The following is a 16,755-nucleotide window of genomic DNA, read 5'->3' as shown; positions in this document are numbered from 1 at the left end:
GTTATCCTTGCATCTGCGGCTTGTGCGCGGTGACGTGAATATAGCGGCCAAGACTGACAAAAGGTTCCTGACGGCAATACCGCGTTTCTAATTCTGTTAAGGTGTCAAAACAGTCACGCTGTTTGTGTTTTTCACGCAGATAATCATGAAACACCCTGACGCCCGTTTTCCCGGTTATCTGCCAGCCAATCTCTTCCAGCCAGCCATACACCTGCTGCGGATCGCGCGGATAATCAGGGGAAAGCGTGCGTTTTTTCTTTTTTGGCATCCCGACCTGAACATAGTCGAAGTTACCCGCAACCATGTTGTGCATCAGGAAGCCGTTAGCATTGTAGAACATCAGTGACAGCGTACCGCCCGGGCGCAACATCGACCACAGGGTGCGTAACACGCTTTGCGGATCGGCAACCCACTCCAGCACTGCATGAAACAATATCAGATCAACCTGGGTTTCCAAATGCTGTGCGATGTCCTGAGCGGCGCATTGTATAAAATGCATGTTGTCGCTCACACCTTTCTCTTCTGCGGCACGCGTCGCACGCGCGATCATTTCAGCAGAAAGATCGCAAAGCGTTACGTGATGACCGCGCTGGGCCATTTTGATAGCCGTCTGCCCTTCACCGCCGCCAGCGTCCAGCACGCGCAACGTTTGCCCCTCAAACGAGGCCAGGATGTTGTCCAGATCCTGCCAGAGGATCGTCTGACGCAACTGCCCTTTCGTGGTGCCATAAATGTTGCGCGAAAACTTTTCCGCGATGTCATCAAAATTGCGATCCCGCATTGGGAGAGTTCCACTCGCTAACTGCAAAACCGCTATTTTGTCACACCCGCGCGGAGAATGAACCTCTCTGGTGTAATATCACGAGTAATCACCTGCTATATGGTTAAAAAAGGAACCAAAAAGGATGCTTTTTACCCTGAAGAAATACATTGGGGGGATGATGCTTCCCCTTCCATTGCTGCTTATCATCATTGCGCTGGGGCTGGCGCTGGTGTGGTTTAGTCGCTTTCAGAAAAGTGGCAAAACGCTTATTACCGTCGGCTGGCTGGTCCTGCTGCTGCTGAGTCTTCAGCCGGTCGCGGATAGCCTGTTACGCCCTGTCGAAAACAGGTACCCGACATGGCAGGGTCATCAGGAGGTGAAGTATATCGTGGTGCTGGGTGGGGGTTACACCTGGGATCCGAACTGGGCGCCCAGTTCAAATCTGATTAACAACAGCCTGCCTCGACTGAACGAAGGTATTCGCCTGTGGCTGGCGAATCCGGGATCGAAAATGATCTTTACCGGTGCGGCGGCAAAAACAAACCCGGTCAGCACGGCCGAAGCCGGAGCCAGAGTGGCTGAATCGCTGGGTGTACCGCGTTCCGCTATCATCACGCTGGACAGCCCAAAAGACACCGAAGAAGAAGCTGCTGCCGTGAAGCAGGCGATTGGCGATGCCCCGTTCCTGCTGGTTACGTCCGCCTCGCACCTGCCGCGGGCGATGATTTTCTTCGAAAGAGTTGGCCTGCATCCCCTCCCCGCGCCGGCTAACCAGATGGCCATCGACGCGCCGCTTAACCCGTGGGAACGGGCGATCCCGTCCCCGGTGTGGCTGATGCACAGCGATCGTGTCGGTTACGAAACGCTTGGAAGCCTCTGGCAATGGCTAAAAGGCGCGTCAGGCGAGCCAGGGCAGGAGTGATTTCGTGGCGAGATCGAAGTTGGCGCGATTAAAACGGCCAGTATTGACCAGTTGCGCCACTTCATCCCAGAGCAGATAGAGCCAGCGGCGCCAGAGAAACGCTTCTGCAACCGGCGCGCGCTGGAGATAATGCCAGAGTAACCCCTCTGCGGCCCCGCTGTCGCTGAGCCTGAACAACTCGTACTCGCGCGGTGCCCAGAGCATGATCCCCGGCCCTACCATTGCCAGGAGCTGGTCGCTACGAGGGTCTTTCAGCATGCTGCGCAGGGTAAAATTGCCGTGAACCAGCACGCAGTTGTCGTTAAAGCCGTCAAACAGCGCGGGCAAACACTCCCGGGTGCGGAACAAAATACGTTTGTCCTGCATGGTCAAACCGGTGTTATTAAACTGATTAAGGGTGCCCCACAACACTTCGACCCGCTGGCGGTACCACAGTGGCCACAGGTTTTCCTGGGTGCTGTCTACCGGCCCGACGAGCCCACCGCTGTCTTGTCTGTGCCAGCCCAGCAGCGCCTCGACAATCTGATCTTTCAGCTGTTCCCAGCGTTCCGGTGAACGAGCAGGCGCTTCCACAGGCACGCCACGTAACCGCTCAATCAGCAGGACATCGGGGCCGGGGTGTTCTTCATGCGTCATCACGCCATACACCGTCGGCATGCGGACGGTCCCTTGTCGCGCAAGCATCGACATTTTCCAGGCCAGCTGCCTGGCAACGCCCGGCGAGGTAAAACTTCGGGCCATCAGCGGCATTGGGTTTCCCTGGCTGTCATATAACGACCAGAGTGCGGTATCTGCTTTTTCGTTCACACACTCAACCCTGCTTAACTTCTCACCCAGCAGATGGCTCAGTTCAGCACGCAGCTGTTCCATATGAGATTACCCCCATTAAGACTACTGCTTTTATAATGAGCGCGCGGACAGAAGATGTCACCCGACAGAGATCAATTATGGAAAAGAAAGGGAAAATAACCGGGAGAGAACATCCCCCCGTAAGGAGGGATGCGGGCGCTATTAACGCAATTCGGCACGGACGCGCTCAAGATCTTCCGGGGTGTCAACACCCGTACCTGGCACTTCCTGCGCAACGGCAACGTGGATTTTTTCCCCGTACCAGAGCACGCGGAGCTGCTCCAGCATTTCGATATGCTCCAGCGGGCTGGGTGCCCAGGTGACATAACGACGAATAAAGCCAGCGCGGTAGCCGTAGATCCCCAGATGACGCAGGAATGAATCACCAATGGTCTCTTTTGAAACCGCAAAACGATCACGATCCCAGGGAATAGTGGCGCGAGAGAAGTAGAGCGCATAGCCCTCGGCATCCATCACCACTTTCACCGCGTTCGGATTAAACGCCTCTTCAGCGTGGAGCACAGGTACCGCGAGCGTAGCCATACCGACCTGGCGCTGCGCCAGGTTTTCCGCCACCTGGCGAATAATGACCGCCGGGATCATCGGCTCGTCGCCCTGCACGTTAACGATGACCGTATCATCACTGAAACCGCATTTCTCAACCACTTCTGCCAGCCGCTCTGTGCCAGACTGGTGATCGGCGCGGGTCATGCACACTTCTCCGCCAGCCGCCTCAACCGCACGGGCAACGTCCGGATGATCGGTTGCCACGATAACGCGCTCAGCACCGGACTCACGCGCACGTTCAAGGACATGCACAATCATCGGTTTGCCGTTGATATCCACCAGCGGTTTACCCGGCAGACGGGTTGATGCATAACGCGCAGGAATAATGACAACAAAACTCATGGTTTGCTCTCTTCTGCCACCAGGGAGCGGGCTTCGTTTTCCAGCAATACCGGAATACCGTCGCGCAGCGGGAATGCCAGACTGTCCAGCTTGCAAATCAGCTCTTGTTTGTCCTGGCTGTAGTAAAGTTTGCCGTTGCACACCGGGCAGGCAATAATTTCAAGTAAACGGTGATCCATAGTTCCTCCGTATGGGTAATCGCTAAAGCTTAACACATTCCTTTTTCAGGGAGTGTCTGTTTCCCAGCCACGTCGACAGGTGCTAAACAACCCGTCAGGCACCCTACCCAGCGCCACGTCGTGGGCCCCCTGCCAGCGTGCGAATTCGCTAATGGCGGAGGTTAATCCTTTTTCCAGCGCCGCGGTGGTCTTGATCCCCTCTTCAAGATAGAGCGCGATAATCTCCAGCGTGCCGGTTTTGCGGTGCATTTTGGCGTCCATTCGACCGACCAGTTGCCCTTTGTGCAGCAGAGGCAACACAAAGTAGCCGTACTGACGCTTTGGCGCGGGGGTGTAACACTCAAGCCGATAGCTGAAATTAAACAGCTGTTCGGCCCGTTTTCTGTCCCACACGACCGGATCGAAAGGCGATAACACCGCGCTGTGGGTTGCCTGAAGCTTACTGTCCAGAGCCTGGGGTAAGAGCGGGAGGAGATCCGAATGCAGCCACATGTCCCCGAGGGTTTCTACCGTGACGGGGATAACACGATGTTCACGCTGCCACATTTCCAGCAGCGGTTTCAGGGCCGGCTGGCGAAGGCGATAGTAATCCGCCAGCCACTGCGGCCGGAAAATGCCCAGACTGCGGGCGCTGTTCTCCAGCATGATGGCTTCCGCTGCCTCCTGGGTGAGTAAGTCACGCTCATCGTCCCAGTGTGGCATCACGCGGTGCGTCAGGTCATACACGCGCTGAAAATTACGCCGTTCAATCACCATGACTTTGCCGGACGTAAACAGTCCTTCAAGGTGGCGTTTGTGCGGCTTCCACTCCCACCAGCCGCTGGTCCCTTTTCTCGGATGTTCAAAATCGGCGGAACGTACAGGACCGTTTTGCTGAATATGCTCGATAAGCTGTGCAATTTCAGTCGCGTGCTCCTGCATCCATTCCTGGCGGTATTTCCAGCCCATCTTTTCGGGGGCCAGCATGCGATGGCGAACTAGGGCAAAATCGCTGCGCGGCAGGAAACAAGCCTCGTGCGCCCAGTACTCCATTAAGTCCCCCTTACTGAGCGCGTCATCCAGCCACTGAGGCGGATAATTCCCCAGTCGACTAAACAGCACAAGGTAAGGGCTACGGGCCACGATATTAATGGTGTCAATTTGAAGGAGCGACATGCGCTGAACGGTAGAGAGAATATCGGCGGGCTGCGCGCGGCGGCGGGGCTTTTTGAGTAGCCCCTGTGCGGCAAGGTGCAAATGACGTGCGGCTGAAAGCGAGAGTTGCGGTAAAGACATGCGTTTTCCTGTCAGTCAAAGCGCCACCAGAACCGCGTAAGCCATTACTGCACTAACGCAATCAGTTCCTTGAGCAATTGTTCCGGTTGCTCACCGCTGAGTTCAGCGTCAACCGGTAAATACCACCAGTTATCCTTCGCAAAGGCACGGCATTTCACCGCATCTTTTTCAGTCATGATTAGCGTCTGCCCCGGAGCTGTCAGGGCCGCAACCTGATCTGGTACCAGCGCCTGATGATCGGCCAGCGGAACGCGTTTTTCAAGCCGGGCGCCACACTGTTCCAGCGTCGCGAAGAAACGCGGAGGATGACCGATACCCGCCATGGCCACCAGCGCGGGTAACAAGGAGACAGCACGGCGCTCTCCGGTCAACAGATTCACCGCCATTCCCGGCCTGAGATGCATAGGGATCTCACCCGGTTTGGCCTCTCCACCGTTAACAATCACCGCATCAACGGACCTGAGACGCGAAGCGCGTTCGCGCATTGGTCCGGCGGGTAGCCACCAGCCGTTACCGAACCGGCGAACCCCGTCAATGACCACAATCTCTTTATCACGCGCCAGCGCGTAATGCTGCAGACCATCGTCAGTAATAATAATGTCTACCGCGTGTTCGGCAAGAAGTGCCTGAACGGCATCACTGCGTACCGGGGAAACCGCAACAGGTGCGCCTGTACGCTGGTAAATCAATACTGGCTCATCACCCGCTTCAGCGGTCGTAGTTTCCGCCGTCAGCAACAGGGGATACTGCGCCGCTTTTCCGCCATACCCACGCGATACCACGCCTGGGCGTATACCGCGTTTTTGCAGTTGCTCCACCAGCCAGATCACCACCGGTGTTTTACCGTTGCCGCCAGCCGTCAGGTTACCCACCACGACAACTGGCACCGGCGCGCGCCATGCTCGCTTCAACCCCAGGCGGTAAAGTAGACGAATGAGGCCGCTCACCAGGCCATAAAGCCAGGAAAGCGGCAGAAGCGGCAGCCACAGCGGTGATTCACCGGACCAGATGCGTGCAATCATTCGCCGAATTGCATCTTATGCAGTTGGGCGTAAACGCCGCGGTGCGCCAGCAAATCAGAGTGGCTTCCGCGTTCGACAATCACGCCATCTTCAACAACAACGATTTCGTCAGCCTGCTCGATAGTCGACAGACGGTGCGCAATCACCAGCGACGTACGGTTCTTTTGCAGCTCATCCAGCGCAGACTGAATGGCACGTTCAGATTCCGTATCCAGCGCAGAGGTTGCTTCATCCAGAATCAGAATCGGGCTATCACGCAACAGCGCACGAGCAATGGCGATACGCTGGCGCTGGCCACCGGAGAGCAGTACACCGTTCTCACCGATAATGGTATCCAGACCGTTATCCATCTTGTTGATAAAGTCCATCGCATAGGCCATACGAGCGGCCTTTTCAATCTCCGCACGGCTGTACTCTTCTGTACGCGCATAGGCAATGTTATTTGCCACAGTATCGTTGAAGAGATGCACATTCTGGGAGACCAGCGCCACCTGGTTACGCAGCGACTGCAGGGTATACTCCCGCAGGTCATGGCCATCCAACAGGATTTCACCCTCGTCGATATCATAGAAACGGGTGATCAGGCTGGCGATGGTGGATTTACCTGAGCCGGAGCGGCCTACCAGCGCAACGGTTTTACCCGCGGGAATGGACAGGTTGATATTACGCAAAGCCGGCGTTTCGCGGCCAGGATAGGTGAAAGTCACATTGCGGAATTCAACATCGCCGTGGGCGCGTTCAATCTCGCGTTTACCTTCATCTTTCTCCTGTTCGGTATCCAGAATGCTGAACAGGGTCTGGCAGGCAGCCATCCCGCGCTGGAACTGAGCGTTGACGTTCGTCAGTGATTTCAGCGGACGCATCAGGGCAATCATCGATGAGAAGACCACGGTGATGGTACCTGCCGTCAGCGTCTCCATCACGCTCGGGAAGCTGGCCGCATACAGAACAAAGGCCAGCGCCAGAGAAGCGATCAGCTGGATGATAGGGTCAGAAATTGAAGAGGCCGAAACCATTTTCATCCCCTGCAGACGCATTTTGTTGCTGACTTTATCAAAGCGTTTGGTTTCGACTTCCTGCCCGCCGAAAATCAACACCTCTTTATGCCCTTTCAGCATCTGCTCAGCGCTGGTCGTAACCTGGCCCATCGTGTTCTGCATATTCTTACTGATGTTGCGAAAACGCTTTGAAACGACGCGAATAGCAATAGAGACAACCGGTGCCAGCACGATAAGGATCAGTGACAGCTGCCAGCTGTAATAGAACATCATGATGAACAGACCAATAATCGATGCACCTTCACGCACCACGGTAATCAGCGCGTTGGACGACGATGATGCTACCTGCTCGGAGTCGTAGGTAATACGTGACAGCAAGGTACCGGTAGACTGCTTATCAAAGAACGCTACTGGCATGCCCATCATGTGACCAAACAGCCGACGGCGCATGGTCATAACGACTTTCCCGGAAACCCAGGAGATACAGTAGCTCGAAATGTAGCTGGTGATACCGCGTAAGATCATCAGTCCAATAACCACCAGTGGCATCCATATCAGCACTGAGCGATCTGTTTTACCAAAACCGTCATCCAGTAACGGTTTGAGAAGCGATAACATAAACGTATCGCTGGCTGCGTTGAGGACTAACGCTACACCCGCCACGATCAAGCCTGCTTTAAAAGGTGCAATCATCGGCCAGAGTCGGCGGAAGGTTTGCCACGTGGAGAGATCTTTGTCGTTATGCATTCAAAAAACCAGCATCTGTTGAAATAGCCGCATATTCTACCCGTTATCTCCGGGCGCGCCAAACCACTGATGATACCAACGCGGTAAATATTCATCACGTACGCGCTGTATTTGCCATCGATGTTGCGAGAATGTCACCGATATTTGTCCAGAATGGGGGGTATCGTGCCAGATATAGCCCTCTTTTCGATAACGTCTGATAACTTTTGCCGACGGAAAATGCCATGCGTTATAGCGGGCCGCAGAATCGAGCGCGATCCTCCCATCCACCCGCTGCACCAGTGGCAATGATGAAGACGTATTGCTGCCATGATGGGGTACCTGTATTACAGTGGACGTCAGATGACGCCAGTAATGGCTAAGCATAGTCTGTTCCGCTGGCGCTTCAATATCCCCCGTAAGCAACGCACTCTGCTCACCATCGTCGATTTTTACCACACAGGAGCGATTGTTCCCCCTTTCGGAATAGCCCTCAGGTGGCCAGTGGACGGTGAAGGTTAACCCCTCCCATATCCATCTCTGCCCGCGAAAACAAGGCCGATGCTCCGCCCGATCTAACGGGCTTCTTATCCATAACGTGGGCCATGTTTTTTGCAGCGTCGCCAGGCCGCCCGCATGGTCGAGATGCTTATGACTGAGAATGACGCCTTCTGGTTGCAAATGGTGCCAGCGTAGCCACGGAATGATCAACTGCCGGGCGCTATCACCACCCGGCCAGGCGAGCCCGGTATCATAAAGAAGGGCTTTGCCATGGCGTTCAATGACCATTGCCAGTCCCTGCCCCACATCCAGCATATGCAGTGTCCAGCCCTCACTCCTCACCGTTCGCCAAAGCGGAAATGCCAGTAAGATACTCCCTGCCAGACACACTGCAGGAACGGATTTCAAGGCATGAAAGCGCCAGCCGATAATGGCAAGCCAGGGCAATAACGTCAGGTATTGCCATCGTTCATCTACATTCTGCCAGCCATCCGGCAGGCGCATCAGCATCCAGAACAACCCCCCCAGGGATTTATCGGCTGCAAACCAGAGGGCACTTTCCAGCGCCGTCAGCGGCAACAGATGAAGCAACATTCCGGCCAGGATCAGCGGTACGCAGACAAAAGTGACCAGGGGGACGGCAAAGAGATTAGCCACCAGGGAAGAGAGGCTAAACCCATGAAAAATCAGCACCTGTAATGGCATGAGCAGAAGCAACATGCCGGTTTGCAGATAAAGCAGATTCACCAGAGGCTGTAACCAGCGAACCCGGTGCCCGCGAGGAAGAGGCAGCCACTGAAACCAGAAAATCAGCGCGGCGACGGCAAAAGCTGAAAGGGCCAGACTTTGAGAAAGCACGGCTAAGGGATCGCTTATCAGGATTGCCGCGATACAGCAACACCACACCTGCCAGGGAGACCACTGACGGGCGCCAATGCGCAATGCCGCCAGCACGGCAAGTGCGATAACCGTTCGCAATGCGGGCGGTTGCAGCCCGGTAAGCCAGGCGTAGAAAGCGGCAAAGAGCAACCCGGCCAGGAGAGGAATCTGCCAGTGGATCCAGTGGCCCGGCATCAAAAACTGAAGCCCACGCGCAAGTAACCAGACGATGGATGCGGCCAGCGCAATATGCAGACCCGAAATTGCCATCAGGTGCAACGTGCCGGTGTCGCGCATCAGATCTTTAATTTCCCGGGGCACCTCCAGACGTTCCCCCATCCCCAGCCCAAGCATAACCGCGCCCCAGTGAAAAGCAGAAAGTCGCTGTTGCAGTGACATCAGGTACTGAGCACGCAAGCTGCAGTTTTCATCGACGATTTTCGCCTGCGTGAAACGTCCGCTGAGCGTCTGGTGTCGGGCAAAGGCGCTTCGCTGGGGATCATATCCCCCGTCGTTTAGCTCGCCATGCACAGGCCGGAGCCTGAGCGTCATGGCCCAGCGCTGACCGGCACACACCTTTTGCGGCAGGTAATTGCCATACAGCGTCACGCCCGTGGATGCCCACCAGCGTTGACCATCGACACGCAGAATGTTGCCCTTATGCATTGTTGCACCATCGGTGGCCGTGATTTCTATCTCTGCCTGCACTGCTCCCGTCGTTAAATGTTGCATCGGCCAGACGCTTTCCTGCGCAGCAAGAAGACCCCAGGCACAAAATAACACCATGATCCCCATATACTTCAGGACGTTGTATCGCTGGGCGGCCAGCGCTATCCCACTGGCTATCATTACCCACACGGTATGACGTTCAGGCAGGACGGGTAACCAGAGTAACGGCATGATCGCCAGAATGGCGCAAAAACTTATCGCGGGAATGCCCATTACTACCTCCCTGTTTGAGGGTGACAGTATGGAAGCAGGCAGGGTGAGTCGTCAGCCAGAAGAAACGCGGTTTACAGCGGGCGCTGAAACATTTTTATCCGTTTGCAGAAAACAAAAGGAAAATTGCGCGGCATCTTCAGAATAAAAGCGGCAGGCACAAAAAAAGCACCCGCAGGTGCTTTCTTTCGAACCCAGTTTAGCGCTGATGGCTAAACTCAGTTGCCGTAAATGTTGGCGCGATCGCGCAGTTCTTTACCCGGCTTAAAGTGTGGAACGTACTTACCTTCCAGTTCGACTTTATCGCCAGTTTTCGGGTTACGCCCGGTACGTGGAGCACGATAGTGCAGAGAAAAACTACCGAAACCGCGGATTTCAATGCGCTCGCCCTGGGCAAGAGTGGAGGCCATATGCTCCAGCATCTCTTTTACGGCATCCTCCACTGCTTTCGCAGGGATATGCGGTTGCTGACTGGCAAGTCTTTCAATCAATTCTGACTTGGTCATGATTCCTCCGGTTCCTTTCAAACCAATTAGCTGAACAGCTCATTAAACAAGGGCGGCCGTAGCCGCCCTTTGTTATTGATTACAGGACGAATCCTCTAATCTGTCAAGTTTGCTCCTCATCCTTCTCGCTGTAAATGCGTTACAGCTCAAAATGATGCGGACAACCTGATATTACTCGCCTTTAGCTGCTTTGAAAGCTTCAGCCATTGCGTTGTTAGAGAAGTTTGCATCTTCCTGTTTGTTAACAGTGGCGATTGCATCTTTCTCATCAGCTTCGTCTTTAGCACGAACAGACAGGCTGATTGCACGGTTCTTACGGTCAACACCGGTGAACTTAGCTTCAACGTCGTCACCAACGTTCAGAACCAGAGTGGCATCTTCAACGCGGTCACGTGAAGCTTCAGAAGCGCGCAGGTAACCTTCAACGCCGTCAGCCAGTTCTACGGTTGCGCCTTTAGCGTCAACTGCAGTGACTTTACCGTTTACGATTGCGCCTTTCTTGTTCAGTGCAACCCAGTTGTTGAACGGATCTTCTGCGAGCTGTTTAACGCCCAGGGAGATACGTTCACGCTCTGCGTCAACCTGCAGAACAACTGCAGCGATTTCGTCGCCTTTTTTGTATTCACGAACTGCTTCTTCGCCTGCAACGTTCCAGGAGATGTCAGACAGGTGAACCAGGCCATCGATGCCGCCGTCCAGGCCGATGAAGATACCGAAGTCAGTGATAGACTTGATTTTACCTTCAACACGGTCACCCTTGTTGTGGGTTTCCGCGAACTGCTGCCATGGGTTGTTTTTGCACTGTTTCAGGCCCAAGGAGATACGACGACGTTCTTCGTCGATATCCAGAACCATAACTTCCACTACATCACCAACGTTAACAACTTTGGATGGGTGGATGTTTTTGTTGGTCCAGTCCATTTCGGAAACGTGCACCAGGCCTTCAACGCCTTCTTCGATTTCAACGAAGCAGCCGTAGTCAGTCAGGTTGGTAACGCGACCAGTCAGTTTAGTACCTTCTGGGTAACGCTTAGCGATAGCTACCCATGGATCTTCGCCCAGCTGTTTCAGGCCGAGGGATACACGAGTACGCTCGCGGTCGAACTTCAGCACTTTAACAGTGATTTCGTCGCCCACGTTCACGATTTCGCTTGGGTGCTTAACGCGTTTCCACGCCATGTCGGTGATGTGCAGCAGGCCATCAACGCCGCCCAGGTCAACGAATGCGCCGTAGTCAGTGAGGTTCTTAACGATACCTTTGACTTCCATGCCTTCCTGCAGGTTTTCCAGCAGCTGATCGCGTTCTGCGCTGTTTTCGGATTCGATAACGGCACGACGGGATACAACAACGTTGTTACGCTTCTGGTCCAGCTTGATTACTTTGAACTCAAGCTCTTTGCCTTCGAGGTGCAGGGTGTCACGGACTGGACGAACGTCTACCAGAGAACCTGGCAGGAACGCACGAATACCATTCAGCTCAACAGTGAAGCCACCTTTAACTTTGCCGTTGATAACACCGACCACAGTTTCAGCTTCTTCGTAAGCTTTTTCCAGCGTGATCCAAGCTTCGTGACGTTTAGCTTTTTCACGGGAAAGCAGGGTTTCGCCGAAGCCGTCTTCTACTGCATCCAGAGCAACGTCAACTTCGTCACCAACCTGGATTTCCAGCTCGCCCTGGGCGTTTTTGAACTGCTCTGCCGGAATGGCGGACTCAGATTTCAGACCGGCGTCAACCAGTACTACGTCTTTGTCGATAGCAACAACAACACCACGAACGATGGAACCCGGACGGGTTTCGATTGTTTTTAAGGATTCTTCAAATAGTTGAGCAAAAGATTCAGTCATGTTTAATCTTCAGGTTAATATAACGTCCACCTGGCTCCGTGCCGGATGGGGTTGTTTCACATACCCGCCGTCAATCCATTGCAGCGGGGGTACTGCTAAATCGGTCGCAATTACGCGAGTGCCAGTTTTTGGCGCGCATATTGTAGCGCTTTTTCAATCACTTGCTCAATAGTTAAACTGGTTGAATCCAGAACTAATGCATCTTCTGCAGGAACAAGTGGGGCGACGGCGCGGTTACGATCGCGGTCATCGCGCTCTTTTATCTCGGACAAAAGGCGATCAAAGTTAACACTAAACCCCTTTTCCTGCAACTGAAGCATGCGGCGTTGAGCCCGTTCTTCCGAGGAGGCGTCAAGGAAAATTTTCACTGGCGCATCAGGGAAGACAACGGTTCCCATGTCACGCCCGTCCGCGATCAGGCCAGGCAGTTCACGGAAGGCGCGTTGACGGCGCAGCAGTGCTTCACGCACGCGCGGGAAAGCGGCAACCTGTGACGCGGCATTCGCCACGTCCTGAGTCCGAATTTCACCGCTGACATCTTCACCTTCGAGAATCACTTCCAGATTTCCGTTGGTTGAGATAAAGCGAACATCAAGATGGGTAGCCAGCGGAACCAGCGCGTCTTCGGAGGCCACATCAACATGGTGATGCAGCGCCGCAAGCGCTAACACGCGGTAAATAGCACCAGAGTCCAGCAGATGCCATTGCAATGCTTCCGCCATTGCCTTGCACAAGGTGCCCTTTCCTGCACCGCTTGGGCCATCAATGGTTATGACCGGGGCAATTGCCGTCATCTTTATCTCCTTAAACAGGCATACCGTTAACGTAAACGCCGCGCATTATACGCGCCAATGCCCACAATCGTTAACGTTGTGTGCAAAAACGCGAATTACAGGTATTTAGATGAAGAATTATTGCGCAATGATACTTCTACATCGTTCGCGTTGCTTGCAGGCGGCAGGCGCACATCTTCAGAAGTGTAGATCATCACGTCAATGAGTGGGAACGGTGTAAGCGCGCCAGCACAGAGGCTGGCGCGAAGGTAAATCAGGCAGGGGTACTGATACGCGCCAATTGCTCGAAGTAGTCCGGGAAGGTTTTCGCCGTACATTTCGGGTCGAGAATGGTCACCGGCGTATCGGAGAGCGCCACCAGCGAGAAGCACATTGCCATGCGGTGATCGTTATAGGTGCCGATTTCCGCAAACTGCAGTTTTGCCGGAGGCGTGACGCGGATGTAGTCTTCGCCCTCCTCCACTTCGGCGCCCACTTTACGCAGTTCGGTCGCCATCGCGAACAGACGGTCAGTCTCTTTTACGCGCCAGTTGTAAATGTTACGCAGCGTCGTGGTGCCTTTTGCGAAGAGCGCCGCCGTGGCAATGGTCATCGCCGCATCCGGGATATGGTTCATGTCCATATCGATAGCGTTCAGCTCACCATGGGTGCAGGAGATGAAATCATCGCCCCAGGTAATCGTTGCGCCCATTTTTTCCAGCACGTCAGCAAAATGGATATCGCCCTGAACGCTGTTACGGCCAATGCCGGTCACTTTCACCGTACCGCCCTTAATCGCCCCTGCCGCCAGGAAATAGGAGGCAGACGAAGCATCGCCTTCCACAAGGTAATGACCCGGAGACTGGTACTGCTGCGCAGCGCGAACCACGAATTGCTGATAAGCGCGGTTCTCCACCTCAACACCGAAGGTTTTCATCAGGTGCAGCGTAATATCAATGTACGGTTTAGAGACCAGGTCGCCTTTGATGGTGATGACCGTATCCTGTGGTGCCAGCGGCGCAGTCATCAGCAGAGCCGTCAGGAACTGGCTGGAGACGCTGCCATCCACGTCGACGTTACCGCCATTGAAACCACCGCGCAGACGCAGAGGCGGGTAATTTTCCTGCTCCAGATACTCAATTTGCGCGCCGCCCTGACGAAGGGCATCCACCAGATGACCAATGGGACGCTCTTTCATGCGTGGCTCACCGGTCAGCACAATATTGTTGCTGCCCAGGCACAGGGCCGCCGCCAGCGGGCGCATCGCCGTCCCCGCATTACCCAGAAACAGTTCACGCTCTTCAGCCGAGCGTAACGCGCCGCCGTTGCCGGTCACTTCACAGCGGGTGCGGTCGTCAGACAGCGTGTAATGAACTCCCAACGCTTTCAGCGCATTGAGCATATGGCGCACGTCATCGCTGTCCAGCAGGTTTGTGAGGACGGTGGTGCCGTTTGCCAGAGCTGCCAGCAGCAGAGCGCGGTTCGAGACACTTTTTGAACCAGGCAGATTAATGGTGCCATCTACCCGCGCGATAGGTTGTAACGTCAGGGATTCCATGAAACTTAACTCTCAACTCAACATAATAAAAACCCCGCAGCAGGGCTACGGGGGTGAAAAACAGCGTAATTAACCGTGGCGACGTTCGAAGTCGATCATGAAATCGGTCAGGGTTTTAACCCCTTCCAGCGGCATCGCGTTATAGATAGAGGCACGCATACCGCCTACAACACGGTGGCCTTTCAGCGCATGCAGGCCTGCAGCGAAGGACGCTTCAAGGAAGACTTTATCCAGGTTGCTGTCCGCCAGCTGGAACGGCACATTCATACGAGAGCGGTTAGCTTTCGCGACATCGTTACGGTAGAAATCGCTCTTATCGATCACGCCATACAGCAGGTCGGCTTTCTGCTGATTGATTTTGTCCATCTGCGCCACGCCGCCGTTTTGCTTGAGCCATTTAAAGACCAGGCCAGAGAGGTACCAGGCAAACGTAGGGGGGGTGTTGAACATGGAGTCGTTATCGTTGAGGACCGTATAATCCAGAATAGACGGGCAAGACTGATGGGCTTTACCCAGCAAATCTTCGCGCACGATGACGATCGTCAAACCCGCCGGACCGATATTTTTCTGCGCACCCGCATAGATAACACCGTAGCGGCTGACGTCAATTGGCGCGGACAAAATGGTAGAGGAGAAATCGGCTGCAACCACCACGTCTTTACCGAAGTTCGGGGTCTCGTCGATGGCAATCCCGTCGATGGTTTCGTTTGGGCAATAGTGCAGATACGCAGCGTTATCAGAGAGCTGCCACTCGCTCATCGGCTTCACGGCACGCAGGCCATCAACGGTAATTTTGGCGTCGATAACATTTGGCGAGCAGTACTTTTTGGCTTCTTTAACCGCACTTGCCGCCCAGTAACCCGCATCAACGTAGTCTGCCGTGGTTTTGTCGCCGAGGATATTCAGCGGGACGCCAGCAAACTGACCGCGGCCACCGCCGTGGCAGAACAAAACTTTGTAGTTTGAGGGAATGTTCAGCAGATCGCGAAAATCCTTTTCTGCCTCTTCCGCCACCTGAATAAACTCTTTACCACGGTGGCTGATTTCCATCACCGACGTACCCAGACCGTTCCAGTCACAAAGTTCCTGTTGAGCCTGTTTAAGCACGTCTGCCGGCAACATCGCCGGACCTGAACTGAAATTAAAGACTTGAGCCATTTCCCCTCACCACGCTAAAAGCAATAAGTTATAACTGTGGATATCGGTTTTATCATTCAGTGACACGCGCCGCAATGTCTAAAACTTATGACCGGTGAAATGTGTCCCGCGTCACACAATACAATCTGCCATCTCACTGCGGCAAAACCGACAATATGGCTGTCAGGTAAGGCGTTTGGCCCGGCTAACCTTCGTCCATTCCGGATTTGTACAGCGGGGACATAATTGATGATCGCCCGGTTGCATCGCCACAACATGGCTACATCTTATACAGGCATATTCGCCTGACTCAGGCACGGTCGTGAAACGCTCAATAAGCATATCCGGCAGAATACAGAGCCCCGGCTTCACCTCGTCGTCAGCATAGTAATAGACGCTGATTTGCCCGTTCGTTTCCATGATTGCCAGCCGCACCTGCCCGAGTTGTTCAACGCTATTCAGACGCAGTTCCATAAAAAACTCGAACTCGGTCATGTTGGCACTCTGTACATTTTCCCAGGCCAGCCGCCCGTTCTCGACGATAACCACCGGCTTCCCTTCGAGAAGATCTTCCAGCTTTTCACTTTTCGACATCAGCCACATGACAAGCCGGTAAAGTAGCGCCAGTGAGACAAAAACGATAAAGACCGGCACCATCGGCACATCGTCGTAAAAGGCGACATCCCCCGCCGCTGAACCCAGCGTCAGAATAATCAGCACCTCAAAGAGGGACATCTGCCGGACGCCACGCCGCCCGGTGATTTTGAGAAACAGAAAGACCAATACAAAGGTATACAGGCTGCGCAGGGCCACTTCGCCCAAAAATTCGGGAGGAACTTTATCAAACGCCATCCGCTGGAGATCAAATGCTTTCATTTTTCTATGCCTTAACAGTAAGTTACTGTCTGTAAGCATAGTCGAGTCTTTTATTTTCGCCGAAGATAGCACCTGTCACGCAAAACCCGTATCATTGC

General features: G+C 54.2%; 15 protein-coding genes. 1 reads left to right on the top strand and 14 read right to left on the bottom strand.

Annotated features, from left to right (window positions below):
• Nucleotide 1: 1 nt before the first annotated feature.
• Nucleotides 2–781 carry a tRNA uridine 5-oxyacetic acid(34) methyltransferase CmoM gene (gene cmoM / locus ACMGG3_RS03495; RefSeq protein ID WP_032677804.1) on the bottom strand — a complete coding sequence of 260 codons (780 nt, stop codon included), beginning with the start codon at nt 779–781 and terminating at the stop codon, nt 2–4.
• A 124-nt stretch (nt 782–905) separates the two neighbouring features.
• On the opposite strand from cmoM, the gene elyC reads away from it, so the two are divergent.
• Entirely contained in the window at nt 906–1,685 is a 780-nt protein-coding gene (gene elyC, locus ACMGG3_RS03490; RefSeq protein ID WP_044857324.1) for an envelope biogenesis factor ElyC, read from the top strand.
• Here elyC and ACMGG3_RS03485 read toward each other — a convergent pair.
• From ACMGG3_RS03485 to ACMGG3_RS03425, 13 genes are all read right to left on the bottom strand, one after another.
• Entirely contained in the window at nt 1,662–2,555 is an 894-nt protein-coding gene (locus ACMGG3_RS03485; RefSeq protein ID WP_014169395.1) for a YcbJ family phosphotransferase, read from the bottom strand. The genes elyC and ACMGG3_RS03485 overlap by 24 nt on opposite strands.
• Before the next feature lie 141 nt (nt 2,556–2,696).
• Complete coding sequence (kdsB, locus tag ACMGG3_RS03480) at nt 2,697–3,443, bottom strand: 3-deoxy-manno-octulosonate cytidylyltransferase (RefSeq protein ID WP_014169394.1); 747 nt, start codon at nt 3,441–3,443, stop codon at nt 2,697–2,699.
• Nucleotides 3,440–3,622 (bottom strand): protein YcaR, encoded by a 183-nt coding sequence (ycaR, locus tag ACMGG3_RS03475; protein ID WP_006174474.1) that lies wholly within the window; start codon nt 3,620–3,622, stop codon nt 3,440–3,442. The genes kdsB and ycaR overlap by 4 nt, the downstream gene beginning before the upstream one ends.
• Before the next feature lie 45 nt (nt 3,623–3,667).
• Complete coding sequence (locus ACMGG3_RS03470) at nt 3,668–4,897, bottom strand: winged helix-turn-helix domain-containing protein (RefSeq protein WP_032677802.1); 1,230 nt, start codon at nt 4,895–4,897, stop codon at nt 3,668–3,670.
• A gap of 44 nt (nt 4,898–4,941) precedes the next feature.
• Nucleotides 4,942–5,919, bottom strand: a complete 978-nt coding sequence (gene lpxK, locus ACMGG3_RS03465; RefSeq protein WP_044857923.1) for a tetraacyldisaccharide 4'-kinase — start codon at nt 5,917–5,919, stop codon at nt 4,942–4,944.
• Nucleotides 5,916–7,664 carry a lipid A ABC transporter ATP-binding protein/permease MsbA gene (msbA, locus tag ACMGG3_RS03460; protein WP_020884816.1) on the bottom strand — a complete coding sequence of 583 codons (1,749 nt, stop codon included), beginning with the start codon at nt 7,662–7,664 and terminating at the stop codon, nt 5,916–5,918. The genes lpxK and msbA overlap by 4 nt, the downstream gene beginning before the upstream one ends.
• Nucleotides 7,665–7,700: 36 nt before the next feature.
• The gene (locus tag ACMGG3_RS03455; RefSeq protein ID WP_414149582.1) at nt 7,701–9,965 is read right to left on the bottom strand and encodes a ComEC family protein; all 2,265 of its coding nucleotides are present in this window, start codon (nt 9,963–9,965) and stop codon (nt 7,701–7,703) included.
• Between the two features lie 215 nt (nt 9,966–10,180).
• The gene (gene ihfB, locus ACMGG3_RS03450) at nt 10,181–10,468 is read right to left on the bottom strand and encodes an integration host factor subunit beta (RefSeq protein ID WP_008499965.1); all 288 of its coding nucleotides are present in this window, start codon (nt 10,466–10,468) and stop codon (nt 10,181–10,183) included.
• A 171-nt stretch (nt 10,469–10,639) separates the two neighbouring features.
• Nucleotides 10,640–12,313 carry a 30S ribosomal protein S1 gene (rpsA, locus tag ACMGG3_RS03445; RefSeq protein ID WP_014169387.1) on the bottom strand — a complete coding sequence of 558 codons (1,674 nt, stop codon included), beginning with the start codon at nt 12,311–12,313 and terminating at the stop codon, nt 10,640–10,642.
• A 110-nt stretch (nt 12,314–12,423) separates the two neighbouring features.
• On the bottom strand, nt 12,424–13,107 hold the full coding sequence (cmk, locus tag ACMGG3_RS03440) for a (d)CMP kinase (RefSeq protein WP_014169386.1): 684 nt from the start codon (nt 13,105–13,107) through the stop codon (nt 12,424–12,426).
• A gap of 253 nt (nt 13,108–13,360) precedes the next feature.
• Nucleotides 13,361–14,644: a 3-phosphoshikimate 1-carboxyvinyltransferase gene (gene aroA / locus ACMGG3_RS03435; RefSeq protein WP_414149581.1), complete on the bottom strand. Its 1,284-nt coding sequence runs from the start codon at nt 14,642–14,644 to the stop codon at nt 13,361–13,363.
• 69 nt (nt 14,645–14,713) lie between these two features.
• A complete protein-coding gene (gene serC, locus ACMGG3_RS03430; protein ID WP_025204554.1) occupies nt 14,714–15,802 on the bottom strand; it encodes a 3-phosphoserine/phosphohydroxythreonine transaminase in 1,089 nt (362 codons plus the stop codon).
• Between the two features lie 162 nt (nt 15,803–15,964).
• Complete coding sequence (locus ACMGG3_RS03425; protein WP_020884820.1) at nt 15,965–16,657, bottom strand: DUF421 domain-containing protein; 693 nt, start codon at nt 16,655–16,657, stop codon at nt 15,965–15,967.
• Nucleotides 16,658–16,755: the final 98 nt, after the last annotated feature.

Origin of the sequence: Enterobacter sp. BNK-18 (assembly GCF_047456135.1) — a bacterium.
Lineage (GTDB): Bacteria > Pseudomonadota > Gammaproteobacteria > Enterobacterales > Enterobacteriaceae > Enterobacter > Enterobacter ludwigii.
Note: the sequence above shows the minus strand (reverse complement) of the source record. Positions and strands in the feature narration are given on the sequence as shown.